Annotated in this window: 20 protein-coding genes; 1 reads left to right on the forward strand and 19 read right to left on the reverse strand. The window is 54.9% G+C overall.

Annotated features, from left to right (window positions below; all coding sequences use genetic code 11):
* Window positions 1–15 precede the first annotated feature (15 nt).
* The 6 genes from BAA01_13060 to BAA01_13085 form a co-directional block, all read right to left on the reverse strand.
* Window positions 16–852 carry a hypothetical protein gene (locus BAA01_13060; protein OUM87732.1) on the reverse strand — a complete coding sequence of 279 codons (837 nt, stop codon included), beginning with the start codon at window positions 850–852 and terminating at the stop codon, window positions 16–18.
* A 53-nt stretch (window positions 853–905) separates the two neighbouring features.
* Complete coding sequence (locus tag BAA01_13065; GenBank protein OUM87733.1) at window positions 906–4,139, reverse strand: carbamoyl phosphate synthase large subunit; 3,234 nt, start codon at window positions 4,137–4,139, stop codon at window positions 906–908.
* Entirely contained in the window at window positions 4,139–5,239 is a 1,101-nt protein-coding gene (locus tag BAA01_13070; protein ID OUM87734.1) for a carbamoyl phosphate synthase small subunit, read from the reverse strand. The genes BAA01_13065 and BAA01_13070 overlap by 1 nt, the downstream gene beginning before the upstream one ends.
* Before the next feature lie 82 nt (window positions 5,240–5,321).
* A complete protein-coding gene (locus tag BAA01_13075; GenBank protein OUM87735.1) occupies window positions 5,322–6,242 on the reverse strand; it encodes an aspartate carbamoyltransferase in 921 nt (306 codons plus the stop codon).
* A gap of 186 nt (window positions 6,243–6,428) precedes the next feature.
* Window positions 6,429–6,974, reverse strand: a complete 546-nt coding sequence (locus BAA01_13080) for a bifunctional pyr operon transcriptional regulator/uracil phosphoribosyltransferase (protein OUM87784.1) — start codon at window positions 6,972–6,974, stop codon at window positions 6,429–6,431.
* Window positions 6,975–7,294: 320 nt separating this feature from the next.
* Window positions 7,295–7,735 (reverse strand): transcriptional regulator, encoded by a 441-nt coding sequence (locus BAA01_13085; GenBank protein ID OUM87736.1) that lies wholly within the window; start codon window positions 7,733–7,735, stop codon window positions 7,295–7,297.
* Between the two features lie 212 nt (window positions 7,736–7,947).
* On the opposite strand from BAA01_13085, the gene BAA01_13090 reads away from it, so the two are divergent.
* Complete coding sequence (locus BAA01_13090) at window positions 7,948–8,715, forward strand: hypothetical protein (protein ID OUM87737.1); 768 nt, start codon at window positions 7,948–7,950, stop codon at window positions 8,713–8,715.
* 15 nt (window positions 8,716–8,730) lie between these two features.
* On the opposite strand, the gene BAA01_13095 is transcribed toward BAA01_13090, so the two are convergent.
* The 13 genes from BAA01_13095 to BAA01_13155 form a co-directional block, all read right to left on the reverse strand.
* A complete protein-coding gene (locus tag BAA01_13095) occupies window positions 8,731–9,666 on the reverse strand; it encodes a pseudouridine synthase (protein ID OUM87738.1) in 936 nt (311 codons plus the stop codon).
* On the reverse strand, window positions 9,663–10,169 hold the full coding sequence (locus BAA01_13100; protein ID OUM87739.1) for a signal peptidase II: 507 nt from the start codon (window positions 10,167–10,169) through the stop codon (window positions 9,663–9,665). The genes BAA01_13095 and BAA01_13100 overlap by 4 nt, the downstream gene beginning before the upstream one ends.
* Before the next feature lie 107 nt (window positions 10,170–10,276).
* Window positions 10,277–13,054 carry an isoleucine--tRNA ligase gene (locus tag BAA01_13105; GenBank protein ID OUM87740.1) on the reverse strand — a complete coding sequence of 926 codons (2,778 nt, stop codon included), beginning with the start codon at window positions 13,052–13,054 and terminating at the stop codon, window positions 10,277–10,279.
* Between the two features lie 114 nt (window positions 13,055–13,168).
* Window positions 13,169–13,660: a hypothetical protein gene (locus BAA01_13110; GenBank protein OUM87741.1), complete on the reverse strand. Its 492-nt coding sequence runs from the start codon at window positions 13,658–13,660 to the stop codon at window positions 13,169–13,171.
* A 149-nt stretch (window positions 13,661–13,809) separates the two neighbouring features.
* Window positions 13,810–14,607 carry a hypothetical protein gene (locus BAA01_13115; GenBank protein ID OUM87785.1) on the reverse strand — a complete coding sequence of 266 codons (798 nt, stop codon included), beginning with the start codon at window positions 14,605–14,607 and terminating at the stop codon, window positions 13,810–13,812.
* A 46-nt stretch (window positions 14,608–14,653) separates the two neighbouring features.
* On the reverse strand, window positions 14,654–14,917 hold the full coding sequence (locus BAA01_13120) for a cell division protein (protein ID OUM87742.1): 264 nt from the start codon (window positions 14,915–14,917) through the stop codon (window positions 14,654–14,656).
* Window positions 14,918–14,947: 30 nt separating this feature from the next.
* On the reverse strand, window positions 14,948–15,349 hold the full coding sequence (locus BAA01_13125; GenBank protein ID OUM87743.1) for a cell division protein SepF: 402 nt from the start codon (window positions 15,347–15,349) through the stop codon (window positions 14,948–14,950).
* A 4-nt stretch (window positions 15,350–15,353) separates the two neighbouring features.
* Entirely contained in the window at window positions 15,354–16,061 is a 708-nt protein-coding gene (locus BAA01_13130) for a YggS family pyridoxal phosphate enzyme (GenBank protein OUM87744.1), read from the reverse strand.
* Window positions 16,058–16,870, reverse strand: a complete 813-nt coding sequence (locus BAA01_13135; protein ID OUM87745.1) for a hypothetical protein — start codon at window positions 16,868–16,870, stop codon at window positions 16,058–16,060. Before BAA01_13135 ends, BAA01_13130 begins: the two co-directional genes overlap by 4 nt.
* A 68-nt stretch (window positions 16,871–16,938) precedes the next feature.
* The gene (locus tag BAA01_13140; GenBank protein OUM87746.1) at window positions 16,939–17,226 is read right to left on the reverse strand and encodes a YlmC/YmxH family sporulation protein; all 288 of its coding nucleotides are present in this window, start codon (window positions 17,224–17,226) and stop codon (window positions 16,939–16,941) included.
* A 102-nt stretch (window positions 17,227–17,328) separates the two neighbouring features.
* Entirely contained in the window at window positions 17,329–18,108 is a 780-nt protein-coding gene (locus BAA01_13145) for a sporulation sigma factor SigG (protein OUM87747.1), read from the reverse strand.
* 76 nt (window positions 18,109–18,184) lie between these two features.
* The gene (locus BAA01_13150; protein OUM87786.1) at window positions 18,185–18,907 is read right to left on the reverse strand and encodes a sporulation sigma factor SigE; all 723 of its coding nucleotides are present in this window, start codon (window positions 18,905–18,907) and stop codon (window positions 18,185–18,187) included.
* 15 nt (window positions 18,908–18,922) lie between these two features.
* Window positions 18,923–19,837 (reverse strand): sigma-E processing peptidase SpoIIGA, encoded by a 915-nt coding sequence (locus BAA01_13155; protein OUM87748.1) that lies wholly within the window; start codon window positions 19,835–19,837, stop codon window positions 18,923–18,925.
* Between the last annotated feature and the right edge of the window lie 10 nt (window positions 19,838–19,847).

A 19,847-nucleotide genomic window follows, 5' to 3' on the forward strand; every position in this document is an offset into this window, starting at 1 on the left:
TCATAACTCCCCTCCTCAAATCCGGATCTCCCGGGCATCAAACACAGGACCATCGGAACAAATTTTGCGGTAATCCTTGCCGTCCTGGCGTCTTGTCGCAGGCACAACACAGGCGAGGCAGGCCCCCACACCGCAGCCCATGCGCTCCTCCAGGGACAGATACCCCACCGGACCTGTCGCGCCGTCTCCCGTCGTCTCTCGTGGCCCGCTTGCCCGGAATGAACCGTAAAAAGCCTTCACTGCCCTGAGCATCGGCATCGGACCACAGGCATAATACACCTCAGGCCTTGCAGAAAAATCTCTCTGCTCCTTCTCCCTTTCCACTCCCGGCAAGCGGGCCAACAGATCAGTCACGCGCCCTTTCTGGCCTGCACTGCCGTCTTCTGTCGCCACAAAAACTTCGCCAAACTGGCGAAACTCATCAACGAGAAAGCTGACCCGCTCCGATGCAAATCCCAGGACCACTTTCAGCGCATGGCCCTGCGCGGATAATTGTTTCGCCAGATAGTAGAGGGGAGGCACACCGATCCCGCCCCCGATCAGCGTACAGGTTGCAGGGGATGAGGGAAGCGGAAATCCTCTTCCCAACGGCCCCATCACATCCACCCGATCGCCGGCGAGGCGGCGGCTCAACCAGTCGGTTCCAACTCCTTCGACGCGATAAAGCAGGGTTAACTCTCCTGTACGTTCATCATAGTCGCATAGACTCAAGGGACGGCGCAACAAAGGGTAAGCCGTGTCGCCGCAACGCACATGAAAGAACTGTCCCGGTTGCGCCTTGAAAGGGAACGGTACGCGCAACGTCAAGCGGTAGATCCCCGGCCGCAATGCCTCCTGCCGCGACACGACCATCTCCTGCAGTCGGTTCGATAGCGGGGAATGTTTACAAGCCACAAGGCACCACCTCACTTCACCCTCATGCCGCCGCTCAGACTGCATTCAGGCACCGGTTCCTTACCCAACGGTTCCACCATCATCGCCATCCGTCCAATCACTGTCAGGAAAGCTTCCACCGTATCGAGGGAGGTCAGGCACGGCACCCCGTTTTCTACCGCCTCACGCCGGATTCGGAAACCGTCCCGCTTCGGTTCCTTGCCGCGGGTCAGGGTATTGATCACCAACTGCACCTCACCTCTGCGGATTTCATCAATGATATTCGGTGATCCTTCAGACAATTTGTTCACACGAGTGACGTGCAAGCCGTGCTTCGCCAGAAACTCCGCCGTTCCTCGGGTCGCGCTGATCTGAAAGCCCAGGCTGGCAAATCGGCGCAACAGCGGCAGCGCCTCCGGTTTGTCCTTGTCGGCGATGGTGGCCAATACGCGGCCTTCCTCGGGAATGCGCATTCCGGCCGCCAAAAGGCCTTTGTACAGCGCCTTGGCCAGATCGCTGTCGCGTCCCATCACCTCACCGGTCGATTTCATCTCCGGGCCCAGCGTGGGTTCCACTCGCCGCAACTTCGCAAAGGAGAAGACCGGAACCTTAACGGCCACTGTGTTCAATTCCGGAAGCAGCCCTGTGGGATATCCCAGATCGGAAAGCCGCTTGCCCAACATCAATTGCGTCGCCAGGCGGGCCATGGGTACACCGGTCACCTTGCTCAAGAAGGGAACCGTCCGGGATGCCCGGGGATTGACTTCAATCACGTACACTTCGTCCTCCACCACGACAAACTGGATGTTTAGCAATCCCTTGACCTGCAGCGCGCGGGCAATCCGAACGGTGTAGTCCACCAGCTTTTCCCTGGCCGCAGCAGAAATCCTCTGCAAGGGGTAGACGGCAATCGAGTCCCCAGAATGGACCCCTGCCCGTTCAATGTGCTCTATCATCCCCGGGATCAGGATCTCCTCCCCGTCAGACAGGGCGTCCACCTCCACCTCTTTCCCCTGCATATACCGATCGATCAGCACCGGATGTTCCCGGCTGGCCCGAACCGCCTCCGCCATATAAGCGCGCAATTCCTCCTCGCTGTCCACGATCTCCATGGCCCGTCCCCCCAGCACATAGGAAGGCCGCACCAAAACCGGGTATCCCAGCTCGCGGGCGACCGGAATCGCCTCCTCCACCGCGTAAACTGTCCGCCCGGGAGGTTGTGGAATGCCCAGCGAACGCAACAGTTGTTCAAATCGTTTGCGATCCTCGGCGGTATCGATACTGTCCAGTGAGGTGCCCAACACCCGGTAACCGGCCGCTTCCAGATCGGCCGCCAGGTTCAGGGCCGTCTGGCCGCCAAACTGCACCACCACGCCGACGGGCTGCTCTTTCTCAAGGATATGGAGCACGTCTTCGCGGTGCAGCGGCTCGAAGTAGAGGCGATCCGAATGGTCGAAGTCGGTGGACACGGTCTCCGGGTTGTTGTTGATCATCACCGCCTCCAGGCCGGCATCGCGGATGGCCTGCACCGCATGGACCGTGGCGTAGTCAAACTCAATGCCCTGGCCGATGCGGATTGGACCGGAGCCCAGCACCACGACCACCGGCCGATTGCCCTTTTTCCCTTCATCCTCCTGTTCGTAGGTGGAATAGTAATAGGGAGTTTGGGCAGGGAACTCCGCCGCACAGGTATCCACCATTTTGTATACTGGCCTGATCCCCAACTCCTGGCGGAGCTTACGGATCTCCTGCTCCTCGGTCCCGCACAGGCGGGCCAAGCGGGCATCCGTAAAGCCCAGACGCTTGGCTTTCCACAAGATTTCCCGCTCCGGCACCTGTCTTTTTTCGCGCAATTCCTGTTCAAACCGGACCAAGCCGGCAATCTTTCTCAGGAAAAAGCTGTCAATCGCAGTCCACTGGGCAACCTCTTCCACGCTCCGTCCCCGGTTGAATGCCTCAGCCAGCAGAAAGAGGCGTTCATCGTCCGGTTCTTGCAGGCGCCGGATCAGCACCTCATCCTCCAGATCCGCATGCTCGTCAAGCAACAAGCCGTCCACGCCGATTTCCAAGGATCGGACAGCCTTTTGCAAGGACTCTTCGAAGCTGCGGCCAATGGCCATCACTTCTCCCGTCGCTTTCATCTGCGTCCCCAGCTTGCGGTTGGCCCGCGTAAATTTGTCAAAGGGCCAGCGCGGAATCTTGGTCACTACATAATCCAGCGTCGGCTCAAAGAAGGCGTAGGTCTGGCCGGTCACCGGATTCTTCAGTTCATCCAGGGTGTAGCCGAGAGCGATTTTTGTCGCCATCTTGGCGATCGGGTAGCCGGTCGCCTTGGAAGCCAGGGCACTGGAACGGCTCAGGCGCGGGTTCACCTCAATGACGGCGTACCGATCGCTGCCCGGCTCAAGCGCCACCTGGACATTGCATCCTCCTTCGATGCCCAAGGCCCGGACGATGGTGATGGCGACTTCCCGGAGCATCTGCACCTGATCGTCCGAAAGCGTCTGGCAGGGAGCCACCACAATGCTGTCTCCTGTGTGCACGCCGACCGGATCCACGTTTTCCATGTTGCAGATGGCCATACAATGATCGGCTGCGTCCCGGATCACCTCGAACTCAATTTCCTTCCAGCCGCGGATGCTCTCTTCGATCAGGCACTGGCCAATCGGGCTCAGTTGCAGTCCGTTCTTCACAATCTCTTCCAAGGAAGCGCGATCCTCGGCAATCCCGCCGCCTGTTCCGCCCAGCGTGTAGGCCGGCCGGACCACCACTGGATAACCCACCTTTTCCGCAAAGTCAAGCGCCTCCTCCACCTTGTGCACCGTGACACTCTCCGGAATCGGCTGCTTCAGCTCCTGCATCAGTTGACGGAAGGCCTCTCGATCCTCCGCCTTTTGAATCGAATCGATATCGGTCCCAAGCAGACGCACACCGTACTGCTGGAGGATCCCCTGCCGCTCCAGCTGCATCGCCAGGTTCAAAGCCGTCTGGCCGCCGAGGGTGGCCAAAAGACCGTCCGGACGCTCCTTGCGGATAATTCGCGTCACAAAGGGCAATGTCAGCGGCTCCACATAGATTTGGTCGGCAATGCCCGGATCCGTCATGATGGTGGCCGGATTGCTGTTGACGAGAACCACTTCCACCCCTTCCTCTTTCAACGCCCGGCAGGCTTGCGTGCCCGCATAGTCAAACTCGGCCGCCTGTCCGATCACAATGGGGCCTGACCCGATCACCATCACTTTTTTCAAATCTGGATTTTTCGGCATTACGCATTCCCTCCCCGATGGTTGGCCATCAACTGCACGAACTGCTCAAAGAGGAATAAGGTATCTGTGGGTCCGGGATGGGCATCGGGATGAAACTGTACTGAAAACGCCGGATAATCCCGATGTCTCAAACCTTCCACCGAACCATCATGAAGCAGTCGGTAGGTCACCTCCAGCCTCGTCCCCTCCAGTGAAGATTCCAGCACATCATATCCGTGATGCTGCGCCGTAATCCACCCTTTTCCCGTCTGTACCTCTTGCACCGGATAGTTGGTTCCACGATGGCCCAACGGCATCTTGGCCACTTTAGCGCCACAGGCCAGCGCGAACAGCTGGTGTCCCAGCCCGACTGCAAAAAGCGGGTATTTCTTCACCAAAGCGGAAATGGTCGGCAACACCTGCGCCAGCGAATGCGGATCCCCTGGCCCGTTGGACAGAAATACGCCATCCGGTGAATAGGCCGAAATCGCCAAAAAGTCCGTGTCGTAAGGAACCTGAATCACGTCACATCCGGAACGTAACAACAGCTCCCGAAAACTCCGCTTGACGCCAAAATCCATCAGCACAACCGTAGGCCGCCAGCCTGCCCGGGGCTTTTCCGTCTTCCACGTCAGCACCTCGCGGGATGATACCCGGTGCACTTGATCCGTTGCCTGCGGTGCGGCAAGCAATGAACGAACGGCTTCCTCCGACAGGCTGTCCTGGCCACTGACCAAGACCCCCTTCATCATTCCGCGGTCACGAAGGTGTCTGGCCAGCTTGCGGGTATCCATCCCGTATAAACCGACAACGCCATGCGCGCGCAACCAGGCATCCAGGCTGAGCCGCTCTGCATCCTCCGCAATCCAGTCAGGCTCGCTGACAATGAGCGCACGCAGCGCAGGCGCGCGTCCCTCCATCTTCTGCCGGGAAAGACCGCCATTTCCGACGAGGGGATAGGTCATCAGCACGATTTGATCGCAGTATGTCGGATCGACGAGAATCTCCTCCAGACCTGACATGCTGGTCTGCAAAACCACTTCACCCACAACCTGTCCCGTTGCGCCAAACGCTTCTCCCTCAAAACACGTTCCATCTTCCAGGTGAAGTACCGCTTTCATCCGCCACATCCTTCCTAAACGCTTTAGAATAGCATGCGATTGCCTTTCAGTTACCATTCCACATCCATTGCGCCATTCCGGGCTAAACGCCAGCTGCCTCATGGCAGACATTGGTAGACAAACCGCGCTTGATGACGAATTCCAACACCGCCATCCGGACCGCTACACCATTTCGTACCTGTTCAAAAATCCTGGATTGTGGATGATCCACCACTTCACCGTCAATTTCCACCCCGCGGTTGACCGGCGAGGGATGCATGATGATCGCATGCGGCTTCAGACGGCTTGCCCGTTCCACCGTCAACCCGTAAGCCTCACGGTACGCGCTGTAATCCGGAAGCTCAGCCTCCGACATCCGTTCTTTCTGTACCCGGAGCATCATCACCACGTCGGCTTGCAACGCCCGCTCCATCGAAACCAGCCGCACACCCGCGGGCAACCTCTCGGGCATCCAGGCTGACGGCCCGGCCAGCATGATCTCCATCCCCAGTTGAGGCAACAGGTTGAGATGGGAACCGGCCACGCGACTGTGAAGCACATCACCAATCAGGGCAACCTGGATGCCGTTCAGTCTGCCAAACGCCCGCTGGATCGTCAGAAGATCCAACAGACATTGCGTTGGATGCTCGCTGGTACCCTCTCCTGCATTGATGAGCGGAACCTGAACCACTTCCGACAGGCGACGCATGATCCCATTTTCGGCATGCCGGATGACCATGGCATCGACGCCCATCGCCTCCAGGGTGCGCACCGTATCCTCCAGGCTCTCCCCTTTTTCCAGGCTGGAGGTCGCAGGTTGAAAGTTCAGCGTCTCCCCACCCAGCCGTTTGACCGCCATCTCAAAGGAGAAACGGGTCCGTGTGCTCGGCTCAAAAAACAGATTGGCCACCACCGTCTGCGCCAGTGACTGACCGACAGGATGTTCCAGACGATACGCAGCGCGCTCAAGAATGGCTTCCACCTCATCCTTCGTCAGCTCGGACACCGAAATCAAGCGTTTCATAAACGTTCCCTCCTCAAATCATTGACCCGTCTCCTCTTTTTTCCACAAAAAAGCTCTTTACCAACCGGTAAAGAGCTCGTCAAACGCACGCGCACAGGCACACCAGCACCTGGGCAACAGGGCTTGCACACTCCTTGCCGGCCTCACGGGACCTGCTTAAAGGAACGGTCTCTCCCCAGGCAATATTCAGTTGGCATCCGGTTCCAGAAGCAAAACCCGCTCCTGTTCATCTGGCTCTTCCAACTCCACGGCGACCACCTCATGGCGGGAGGTCGGGACATTTTTTCCCACATAGTCGGGGCGTATCGGCAGCTCCCGATGGCCGCGGTCGATCAACACAGCCAGCTGGATCAGTTGCGGCCTGCCGAGATCCATCACGGCATCCATGGCTGCGCGAATCGTCCGTCCTGTAAAGAGAACGTCATCGACGAGAATCACTTTTTTTCCCGTCACATCAAACGGAATACGCGTACCCACCACTTCTGGCTGCTGCTTTTTGGCCCGCAGATCGTCCCGGTACAATGTGATGTCCAATTCTCCCACAGGCAGCCGGACACCTTCAAATTGGTCGATAAACTGCGACAATCGCTCGGCGAGGAAAATTCCCCTCGTCCGTATCCCGACCAGGACCACCTGCTCCACACCCTTGTTTTTCTCGATGATCTCATGCGAGATCCGGATGAGTGCCCGCCGGATGGCGGTTCGATCCATGATGACCGCCTTTTGCCGCATCGTTTTTGCGGCATTGGCCTTTGCAGCCTGGGCCGCCTTTTCTGTGGTGACATTTCCGTTTTGCACCACAGTACACCTCATTTCAATGACATACTCATGCTTGAAGATTCGCAGTGAAAGGTTTTCAACTCAAAGGCCATAAAAAAATCCTGACCGATTTTCAGGCAGGAAAAGGGTGGATGCATGCCGTCACCTTTCCAGCCTCTCGGGGTCTGGTTTAAAGGTTCCATGGTTCTATCACATTATCGCATCCGGAGTGGCTGAAGTCAATGATGAATGGACCGCTTTTTTGCGGCAACCCGACATCCGCCGGGAATTGGTTATGGATCATCGTCTCCCCGGTGGGGTTGATAAGCGATCTCTTTTACCGTGGAATCACAATGCGGGCAGTAGTACGTGATCGTCACCTCGCTGCCGCACTCCTGGTGCACAAGCTTTTGATACTTTGGTTCAAAAAAGTGATTTCCCCAAATGGCCAGGGCGTTGATCACATGCTGAAGGGCACGTCCTTGTTCCGTCAACCGATACTCATAACGGGGAGGGTGCTGGGAATACAGAACGGAACGAACAATACCGGCTGATTCCAACGTCTGCAACCTTTCGGACAAAATGTTGGGCGCAATCCCTTTGAGCGACTCCCTGATTTCGTTAAACCTTGAAAGGCCCGCCAATAAATCGCGAATGATCAACAACGTCCATCGATCGCCCACCAAATCCAGCGTACGTGCGATGTTGCAAGCAAGATTGTACGTTTTTTGCATAAAGACCTCCTTTCCATACGCAGTTTGCTTTTAAACAACAATATAGCAATCAACATCCGTTGATACAAATGGGTTTGTTGAACGAAAGATAAGTATAAATAAACAACTTACTTGCTATTTTATACTTTATCGTTTATGATGGGGATTGGGTCTAGAATGTATGAAAGAAAGCAAATATTTCAAACCAAGATGAGCTGGGAGGAGAAAGACGCATGATCATGCAAAAGTTGACATGGGCGGGTGTGGCGATCTCCTGTGAAGGAACCACGATTTTAATCGATCCGATAGGCAATACAAGCGATCATCCAGAAAAACCGCTTGCAGCCAGGATGGGCAAGCCTCGTGAAACAATATTTCCTTTGACTCATATTACGAATGTTTCGTCTATTTTTGTCACCCATCTTCACCCCGATCACTTTGACCCGGATGCCATCAGCGCGGTCTTTGGTTCAGACATCCCGGTCCATGTGCCGGAGGAATCGGTCGAATCAGCCCGAAAAACCGGCCTGCGAAACGTTGTCGGCCTGTCGGCGGGCGAAAAGGTAAACGTTGGAACCTTGCGCGTAACGGCTGCCCCCTCTGTGGACGGATTTGGCGCTCCTCAGGTTGCCTGGATCGTGTCCGGCGGCGGACGGAATGTGATTCACTGCGGCGACACGCTATGGCACGGATACTGGTGGCGGATTGCGCGGCAACACGGCCCCATTGAAGCCGCTTTTTTGCCGGTCAACGGAGCTGTGCTTCACATTCCCGGTTTGCCTGAACAGAGCAGCTTGCCGGCCTGCATGACCCCGGAAGAGGCGGTGGAGGCAGCTCGTCTTTTAGGTGCCGGCCGGCTCGTCCCGATCCACTATCACACCTTCCACCACCCTCCGTTTTATATAGAAACGCCAAACCTCATCGAACGGTTAACCAAGAGGGCCCAGGAACGCGCCGTTCATGTAGCGTTGTTGGAACCTGGAGAGAAGCTGGAAGTATAGGTGATTCAAGGATGTTCATTCCCTCTGCCCGGACGACAAAGCATCCAGCAGCGCCTGCATGTCCGCCGGCAACGGGGCCTCAAAGACCAGCTGCTCTTCCGTGCGGGGATGAATAAAACCCAAAACGGCCGCGTGCAGCGCCTGACCGTTGATGGCCAGGGTGCGGCGCGGCCCGTACTTGGGATCACCAACCAGCGGGTGGCCGATGTACTTCATGTGCACCCTGATCTGATGGGTCCTCCCCGTCTCCAGCCGCAGGCGAAGCAATGTATAGGCGCCAAAGCGCCTTTCAACGACAAAATGGGTGATCGCTGGCTTGCCGCCCTTGGCCACCACCGCCATCCTTTGACGGTTGGCTGGATCCCGCCCGATCGGCGCATCCACTGTCCCACGATCAACCGACATGTTCCCGTGAACCAAGGCCACGTATTCCCGCTGGACGGTGTGTTCGGCCAATTGGCGTGCCAGCGATTCGTGCGCCTGGTCGTGTTTGGCCACAACCAGCAGGCCGGAAGTGTCCTTGTCGATCCGATGTACGATCCCCGGGCGCAAGACGCCATTGATCCCGGACAAGTCACGGCAATGGTGGAGCAACGCATTGACCAGCGTTCCTGAAAAATGGCCCGGCGCCGGGTGCACCACCATACCCCGTGGCTTGTTCACAACCAGGAGGTCCCCATCTTCGTAAACGATATCCAGGGGAATCGGTTCCGGGGCGATCTGCAACCGAATGAGCGGCGGGACGACCAGCTCCACCTCGTCTTCCGCAGTCAGACGGTAACTGGCCTTGACGGATACACCATTGACCGTCACATGTCCGGCCTTGATCCACTGCTGGATTTGTGAGCGGGAGACATCGGACAATTGCCGGGACAAAAACTTGTCGACCCGCTCTCCCATATCCTCCGCATCGATCTCCCACAGATACCTCTCCAGTCCCCGACCGCTCATTCGGTGTCACCTTTTACGCCTGCAGGGTCTCCTTTGGACGCGGCATCTTCTTCGGAAACAGGGGAACGGGTGCGCAACATGGAAATGGCAAGCAGAATCCCGCCGATCACGACGGCCGAATCGGCAACGTTAAAAATCGGATAATGGTATGTAAAGATCCTCACATCGACAAAATCCACCACTTCGCCAAATCTCACCCGGTCGATAAAGTTGCCAATCGCCCCTCCCAGGATCAAGCTGAGCGACAAGGCAAGCACCCGCTCTTGACGCACTTTTTTCAAGGCATAAAGGATAACTCCCACCACCACGATCGTCATGGCAATAAAGAACCATTTTTGTCCCTGCAGAATCCCGAAGGCCGCTCCGGCATTGCGGTGGGAGGTCAGATACAGCCAGTTGTCGACCAGGGGGATCGACTCCCCCAAATCCATTTTCTCCCTGACCAGCCATTTGCTCCACTGGTCGAACAGCAAAATCACCAAAGCCACGAGATAATATTTCATTCCCTTCCCCCTTCATTTCGCACACCATCCGTAGGGCTTATAAAGCGGCAAACGAGGCGGATGTACCGCCTCGTTATGCGACCACACTGGTGAACCGCCATCATCGGTTAAACGACATCACTGTAGTACTTCTCCACGGCCTCCGCGCAGCGCCGGCAAAGCGCCCGGTGAACAGGATGGGTTCCCACTTCCGGCGTAATCGTCCAACAGCGTTCGCACTTCTCGCCGTCCGCATGCTTCACCGCAACCAGCAAGGGAACGGTCTGATGGGCCCGGATCTCCGCACCTGGCGGATGAAGCGTGACGTGAGAAACGATAAACAGCTTCTCCAGGTTTTGGAAATGGCTTAACAACTGATGCGTTTCCTCATCCGGATAGAGATCCACAGAGGCAGCCAGAGACGTGCCAATCACCTTCTCCTTCCGCGCATCTTCGAGCGCCTTCAGGACCACATCCCGAAGCTCCATGAATTGTTGCCAACGCTGGACAACTTCCTGTCCCAAAGTAATGCGGTTTTCCCGCGGCATATCCGTCAACTGGACGCTGATCGCCTCTGTCCCGGGAGCATGCCGCCAGACCTCTTCCGCCGTATGGGGAAGAATCGGCGCAACCAGCCGCACCAGGGAGTGGAGAACCTCGAATAGAACCGTCTGAACGGCTCGCCGCTCAGGCGCATCCGTACCCTGGGTGTAGAGCACATCCTTTGAAATGTCAAAATAAAACTGACTCAGATCAACGGTACAAAAGTTGTTGATCGTGTGATAGACAAGGTGAAATTCGTATGCTTCGTACGCCTGGAAGGTCCGCTTTTCCACTTCCTGGAGCCGGTGCAGCATGTATTGTTCCAGCTCCGGAAGATCTGTCAAAGGCACGCGATGGGCCTGCGGGTCAAAATCATAGAGGTTCCCGAGCAAAAAGCGGAACGTGTTGCGGATTTTGCGGTACACTTCTGCAATCTGCTTGAGAATGTTGTCTGAAATCCGCACATCGCCCGTATAATCCACCGACGCCACCCACAAACGCAGGATATCCGCCCCCAGCTGTTCCATTACCTTCTGGGGAACGATGACGTTGCCCAAGGACTTGGACATTTTCCGCCCCTCGCCATCCAGCGTAAACCCGTGGCTGAGCACCTGCCGATAAGGGGCCTGCCCCGTCGTGGCCACCGACGTCGAAATGGAAGAATTAAACCATCCCCGATATTGATCTGATCCTTCCAAATACATATCCGCCGGCCACGCCAGTTCCTCCCGTTTTTTCAGCACCGCGGCATGGCTTGAGCCGGAGTCAAACCAGACATCCATGATGTCGGTTTCTTTGGTAAACGAACTTCCGGAACAGGACGGACACGCAAAACCAGGGGGGATGAGTTCCTCGGCTGAGCGGGCAAACCAGGCGGAAGATCCCTCCCGCTCAAACAACTGGGCGATGTGCTCAATCGTCGCATCATCGATGATGATCTCCCCGCAATCGGCGCAATAAAAAATCGGAATCGGCACACCCCAGACGCGCTGACGGGAAATACACCAGTCACGCCGATCGTGGATCATGTTATACAGACGCTGTTCACCCCAGCGGGGCGTAAATCGGACATTCCTGATCTCCTCCAGCATCTGCTCGCGAAACCCGTCAATGGAGGCAAACCACTGCTCCGTGGCCCGGAAGATCACCGGCTTTTTCGTCCGCCAGTCATGCGGATACTGGTGCGTAATGAAATCCAGCTTCAAAAGCATGCCTTCTGCTTCCAGCTTGGCCGTAATCGCCTTGTTCCCTTCTTCGTAAAACATTCCCGCAAACCCCGGCGCATCTTCGGTGAAATAGCCCTTGTCATCGACGGGCGACAAGACGCCCAACCCGTATTTTTGACCGACGTAAAAGTCATCCTCCCCGTGCCCGGGTGCGGTATGAACGCAACCTGTGCCTGCATCCAGCGTCACATGTTCCCCGAGGATGACCAGGGAATCCCGCTGGTAATCGGCAAATGGATGCCGGCAAACCACGCCTTCCAGCTGCTTGCCGGGAAATTTCCTTTTCACTTCCACCTGTTCCCAGCCGATCGCCGCCTGAACCTGCGATAACAAGCCTTCGGCGATCACATACTGCTCTTCGCCCGCCTGCACGAGAACGTAGGTAAAATCCGGGTGAACCGCCACGGCCAGGTTGGCCGGCAGCGTCCATGGCGTGGTCGTCCAGATGACGACAAAGGTGCGTTCAGTCGGCAAAAGGCCTTTTCCATCCTTGACCGGAAATTTGACATAAATCGAAGGGGAGCGTTTGTCGTAGTACTCGATTTCCGCCTCTGCCAGCGCGGTTTCTGACGAAGGAGACCAATAAACCGGCTTGAGCCCCTTGTAGATATACCCTTTCTTGGCCATCTGGCCAAAAAGGCGGATCTGCTCCGCCTCATAAGCAGGGTCCAACGTCAGATACGGATTTTTCCAGTCGCCGCGCACGCCCAGGCGCTTGAATTGCTCCCGTTGGCGCTCCACATACGACAAGGCGTATTCCTTGCATTTTTCACGAAACTCCAGGACATCCATTTTGTGCCGGTCGAGCTTCTGGCTTTTGATGATTGCCTGCTCAATGGGCAGGCCATGGGTATCCCAGCCGGGCACGTACGGTGCGTCAAATCCGCTCATCGTCTTGAAGCGGACAATGATGTCTTTCAAGATTTTGTTCATGGCATGACCGATGTGGATATCTCCGTTGGCATAGGGAGGACCGTCATGAAGGATGAATTTGGGCTTTCCCTTTTGCCTCTCCTGTACCTTGCGGTAGATGTCTACCTCTTCCCACCATGCCTGAATTTCCGGTTCCCGTTTCGGGAGATTTCCACGCATGGGAAAGTCGGTCTGCGGCAAGTTAATCGTCTTGCTGTAATCCATGCTGAACCCTCTTTTCCATAGATCCGGCTCTATATATCGGGTGTTCAAGCCATCCCGACAACTTCTATACATTATATCCATCATTTACAAGACGGTCAAAAAAATACCTGTCCGTCAAGCATTTTCTCGCATTTTAACGTCCTCATCCTCATCGAAGATATCCCACTCTTCGCTCTCCAGCATCTCCAGTTGCGCTTCCAACAAGGTCCGGAACCGGGTGCGGTAAACGGTCAAACGTTTTTTCAATTCATCAATTTCCGAGGCGACAGAACGGGATTTCATGAGGGCCTCGTTGATGATTCGATCCGCATTTTTCTCCGCTTCGCGGATGATCAACTGAGACTCTTTGCGGGCATTGCCCTTTAGCTCCTCGGCAGCCTCCTGCGCCACCACAATCGATTTATGTAAGGTTTCTTCAAGGTTGGCATAATGTTCCAGTTTTTCCCTGAGTTCGGCATTCTCTTCTTCCAGGCGTTTCTTCTCACGGATGACGGCTTCGTAATCCTTAATAATCTGATCGAGAAACTCGTTCACTTCATCTTCATCGTATCCGCGAAAACTTCTGCTGAACTCTTTGTTGTGTATATCCAATGGGGTTAACGGCATGTTCGCACCTCCACTTTAAACTGCAACGCTTTTGGTTGGCGTCGCCTCAAATCTGAAACGCGCTCGTATTGTGGAAATGATTATGAGTTTATATTCGACAAATTCCTTGTCTTTCCTTCCTCATCTTGCAAGATTGCCTGAACAACGTCTCAGACGGTTTTTCCCACGACCAAGCGCAAGCGTCCGCGTCTGTTCTCTCCGGCGATGGACAGCAGCGTGAAACGGCCGTATCTGCGGACGGAAACCAGATCCCCTGCTTGCAACGTCGCGGATGCCTCCGCTTCCACTTTCCAGTTCACCTTGACTTCCTTTTCACGGACAAGCTGTGCGGCTTTGGCCCTGGAAATACGGCAAACCTCGGAAACAAAGGCATCCAACCGGAGTGAAGGAAGGGTGATGGTCAGCTCTTCCATTTGCACCTTGGGGGGCAATAAGTCGGTCCAAGGAACCTTATCCGCCCGGATCGGATGATTGCCCACCTTCAGCCAATGCATGAGAACGTAATCGGTCACCTCTTCTGCCATGATCACCTGCGCGCCCTTTTGATCTCCACGGCAGACGATCCACAAATCGCCGAACTTCTCCCGTTTCAAGCCCAGATTCAGGAGGGACCCTAAAAAGTGGCGGTGAGACACGGCACCGGCATGCCGAAGGGGCAACCTGGCTTCAACCAACACCATGCCAAAGTCTTCTTCGGTCAGCTCGCCAAGCGGCCATGGCGCGAGAATGGCCCTTTTTCGTTCCGCATGCTCATGCCCCCCGCTGAAAAACACCTCCACTCCTCTGGCGCGAGCCAGGGATTCCAGGATGTACACTTGTCTTGGGTCGAGGAACGGAGTGCATACCTGCCGATTTTTCTCCACAGCGTTCAACCAGTCTTCCACACGCGCCAAAAAGGGACGTTCTTCCGGCAAAAAGTGAACATAACGCTTGTCAACCCGGTCCATCAAATCCAGCATCACTCCGTTTTCCGGCCTGCACTGCGTTGCGTGGTTAAAAAATCACCCTCAAGACGGCAAAAAGCCCCTGCTGAATAAACTGCAATGCGATGAGCGCCACAATCGGCGAGATATCAATAAAACCAATCGGCGGAATGAACCGTCGAAAAATCGAGAGGTATGGTTCAACCAGCCGCCCGATGGCCACGCCGACGCTGCTCTCCCGCAGTCCCGGAATCCACGAACTCAAAACATAAAAAAAGATCAGCCAAAAGTAAACCTGAAAGGCAATGTTGATAATGGGAACCAGAACACTCATCTCTTCACCTCTTTAGTTGCCTTCTATCTCTTATGTATCCTGCGTCAGCAGATCGGTAATGCTTCCCTCCATCTCGACGTTGTCCGGGGTACACATGAAAATGTCCGCTCCCACCTTCTGGATTTGCCCACTGAGCGCGTAAACCGTGCCGCTCAAAAAGTCGACAATCCGCCGCGCCTGTTCCTTGCGCATCCGTTGCAAGTTGACGACAACCGGACGGCGATTTCTCAGATGATCTGCAATTACCTGCGCTTCTTCGTAGGATTGGGGTTCGCAGAGGATCACCCGAACGGTCGGCTGGGAGTGAATGCTGACCACTTTCTGCTGCCTTTTGTTCGGCAGGACAACCTGTTCTTCTGCAACCTCCTCGTAAACCTCTTCCACTTCATCCTGCAAGCCGAAAAAATGCATGATCCTCGTCAACATGCCCATCAGATCACCCTCCCCCCATCGGTTGGTACAGGATTCTCCCCAATCTTACAAACGTCGCGCCTTCTTCTACCGCCACTTCAAAATCCCCCGACATCCCCATGGACAGGTGCTCCGCCGGGACATTGGCAATTTGCATTTCCCGAACCTGGTCGCGAATTTCCCGCAGCCGGCGAAAAACAGGCCTTGCCTCTTCCGGATTTTCCACGATTGGCGCCATCGTCATCAACCCTACGACCCGAATATACTTCATATTTCCTATTTTTTCAACAAAATTCAGGACCTCCTGCGGATCCAAGCCGTATTTGGAAGCTTCTCCGGATACGTTGACTTGCACGAAGCAGGATACGGGCACTCCCGTGCTCGCCGCACGCTTGTCCAACTCCTGGGCCAAAGAAATCCTGTCCAGAGAATGGATGTATTGAAAACGGCCGATGACATCCCGCACCTTGTTGGTCTGCAGATGGCCGACAAAATGCCACGTGCCCTGATCGCCCAGCTGCTGCCATTTCGGCAGGGCCGACTGGACCCGGTTCTCCCCCACATGCTCTACATTCAGCTGAAACAGCCGGCGCATCTCATCCAAACCGAGGTACTTGGTCACGGCCACCAGTTTCACCTCCTGCGGCGAGCGGCCACTGCGCAGGCAGGCGGCTTCGATTCGCTCCAACACCCGTTCCAGGTTGCTTCTCACCATACTCTCCCATGCGTTCATCTCGGCTCCTCCTCTCTCCTTCCGATCCAGGCCATCATCCGGCCCGCATGCTGTCGTTCCTTGCGATACGAATAAAAGAGTTCAGGATGACACGCCGTGCAGTAACGGGAGAGCCAGATGTTTTCTTCCCTGACACCGGCCATCAGCAACAACAGACGATTTACCGCCTTGAGATCCAGCAGCCACCTTTCTCCGGCCTGCGGCATGCTTACCTGATCCAGGCAGTGAGGCAGAAGCTTGGCCACGGCATCCATGACAGGCTGATCCACCTGATAGCAACACTTGCCTATCGACGGTCCGATGGCCACCCAAACCTCTTGCGGGGAGATGTTCCAGTGCGCTTGCAAATGATGGAGCATGCTTGCGGCCATATTTTTCGTCGTGCCGCGCCAGCCGGCATGCGCCAGGGCGAGCACTCCCCGCTCCGGCACACAAAAATAAAGCGGGACACAGTCTGCAAAAAGGAGAGCCAACACGGTATTCGCTGATTCCGTACTCAGTCCGTCGGCACCGGCAATCGCTTCCTGCAGATTTTTGCGGCCACTCCCCCGCAGATCGGCATCTATCCTGACGACATGGGCGTGATGAACCTGTTCGGCAAACGTCCACCCGGAAAAAGGCAATCCCAGCCGTTCTGCCGCTTGTCGCCTGCGCCGGACGACCTGATCCGGCTCTTCTGCCCCCTGGAAGGACATATTCCCCCATCTCCGCGTAGTAAAACCGGCAGATAAACCAGGAATTTGTTCCTCCCAGTCGGCAAGGCGCAAAAGCCCTGCCTCAGCCAGAATAAACGGTTCCACAGCGTCCATCACCATCCTGTCCCGTCAGGATCTCCGGTTTGACCACGAAAACCCTTTTCTACAGATTATACCTTTTTCTACTGTACACTGCCACGTGACGCTCCTGGTGCCGCGTGGCCGGAATCTCCGTCAATCCGCACGAGCACACAGTCGATGCCGATTTTGACAATATTCCCCCAGGGAATCACGGTTTCCTTTCCGTTCCCGAACACGCCAAAAAATTTTCCTTCTCCGGGCAGGACCACCGCAGTGATCCGGCCATGTCCCGTATCGATCTCCACATCAGAAATATACCCCAATCGTTTGCCGTCATGGATATTGATGACGATTCTGGATTGCAGATCGGAAATTTTCACCCGTTTCACCCGCCTTCTTGCGTCCCCATCTTACTCCTTTCTAAGTTTATGTATATGTTTGCGGAGGGGTTTATGTATCTAAATAAAAAAGGAGCTCTCCAAACGGAGCTCCTAGCTTTTCACATCTTTTTGCATTTGCTGAATCGCCGCCTTTTCCAAGCGCGAAACCTGTGCTTGCGAGATGCCGATTTCTTCTGCCACCTCAACCTGGGTTTTCCCTTCAAAAAAACGCATGGAGAGAATCAACTTTTCCCGTTCATTCAACTTTTTCATCGCCTCTTTCAGGGCGAGCTCCTCAATCCAATGCGAGTCCTTTTGCCGCTCATCGCTGATTTGATCCATGACGTAGATCGGATCCCCGGCATCATGGTAAATCGGCTCAAACAGAGAGACGGGATCCTGGATGGCATCCAGCGCAAACACCACATCCTCTTTGGGCAATCCCAGTTTCTCGGAGATCTCGATGACGGTCGGCTCGCGCGAGTGCTGATTGGTCAGCTCATCCCTGACCTGCAGCGCCTTGTAGGCAATATCCCGCAAAGACCGGGATACCCGGATCGGGTTATTGTCACGGAGATAACGGCGGATCTCGCCGATGATCATCGGAACGGCATAGGTTGAAAACTTGACATTCTGTCCCAAATCAAAATTGTCAATGGCCTTCATCAAACCGATACATCCTACTTGAAACAGATCATCCACATATTCGCCCCGGTTGTTAAACCGCTGAATGACACTGAGCACCAGACGGAGATTGCCGTTGACCAGTTTTTGCCGGGCAGAGCGATCGCCATCCTGATACTGTTTGAATAACAAACGCATTTCCTCGTTGGTCAGTACAGGAAGTTTGGAAGTGTCTACACCGCAGATTTCCACCTTGTTCCTGGCCAAACTTCTCCCTCCTCAAGCCGGAGAGGCTCGTCAGCTTGTCGATGTACATTATCTCCTGAGGAGGGAAAAATATTCTTCACATCATCTTGCTGAATTCCTTTCGCAATCGATTGATGATTCGCTTTTCCAGACGGGAAATATAGGATTGCGAGATGCCCAAGAGCTCAGCCACGTCCTTCTGTGTGCGTTCCTCGCCGCCATCCAGGCCGAATCGGAGTTCCATAATCATCCTTTCACGCTCCGAGAGTTTATCCAGAGCCTTATGTAGCAGTGCCCGATCGATCTCTTCATCCAAATTCCGGTAAATCATGTCACTGTCCGTGCCCAAGACATCTGACAACAACAGCTCGTTTCCATCCCAGTCGACATTCAAAGGTTCGTCGAATGATACTTCCGAGCGCGTCTTGTTGTTTCGGCGCAAATACATCAAAATCTCGTTTTCAATGCACCGCGAGGCATAGGTGGCCAGCTTGATCTTTTTTTCCGGATCAAAGGTGTTCACCGCCTTGATCAGGCCAATCGTACCGATCGAGATCAAATCTTCAATGTTGACACGCGTATTTTCAAACTTGCGGGCAATGTATACGACCAGCCGCAAGTTTCGTTCGATCAGCATCGCACGGACAGCCGGATCCCCTGCCGGCAACTTCTTCAACAACACCTGTTCCTCTTCCTTGGTCAAAGGAGGAGGCAACGCCTCGCTGCCGCCGATGTAGTAAACCTCTTCCGATTTTAACCCCAGCCGAAAAAGGATGCGGTACCACCAAAGACGGATCTGCAGACGCCATCTGATGAGCAACACTAGTCGACCTCCTCAGCTCGCTTGATATTGCAAAAGGGATGGATGAACAATGGCCTGGTAGGCACCATCTGAAGACAATGGGGTTGACGTCAGACCGATCAGCACCTTTTTCGTTTCGCACACTTTTTCTGATGTCCACAGAGAAAGCCGATCCGGTCGCAAGGCGATTAACCATGACTGTTGCTGTCCAATCGTCCGGTAAGGAATGAGGCGCAGCCGACTGGCCCAGAGATCATCCAAGCCGTCCAATTCCGGCAGGAAGTGGGGCTGGTTTGATTCTTCAACCAAGCGCCGGATTTGCTGCGGCAGAAACGGAAAAACGGATATCTCGGCCATCATGACCGGTATGCGGCTGAGCGGGTCATAAAGTTGGTTTCCAGTGTCGACAAGTCCGATGCAGTGAAAGAATTGCCCAGATATTGCTCCTTCCACTCGGATCAGATGGTCCCATTTCAGTTTTTGGTTTTGCAATGAACGATAGGCAGACTTGGCAAAAACCCACGACAGAGGATATCCCGCTGCCAGAACGAACACGACACTTAATTGGGTCATATCCATCGTCCGCAGAACGTGAAAATGGTAAAGCACATCCACCTGCGACTGCAACAGCCAATAAAACGCGAAAACGCCACCGCCGACGGCAAAGGCGGTCATGTAAAATGTGGAAACCAGTCGCAAAAATTCCCGCCAGTCACCAAATCCGAAAGCGATCATCAGCATGATGCATGAAAACAGGATCTTGGTGATAAACGTATACAAGAAACCAAATGCCAGGAAAAAGAAAAAGAGAACATACAAACCGCCTAAAAAGGCCGCCAGCCATAAACGCCACTTTCGTACCGGTCTGTGCCTCCAGGTGCTGGTCAACGACAGAAGCAGATAGTCCATCAACACATTTTGGACAAACAGCAGATCGAGGTAAACCATAGACGAGCCC

The sequence above is a fragment of the Bacillus thermozeamaize genome, assembly GCA_002159075.1.
Taxonomy (GTDB): domain Bacteria; phylum Bacillota; class Bacilli; order ZCTH02-B2; family ZCTH02-B2; genus Bacillus_BB; species Bacillus_BB thermozeamaize.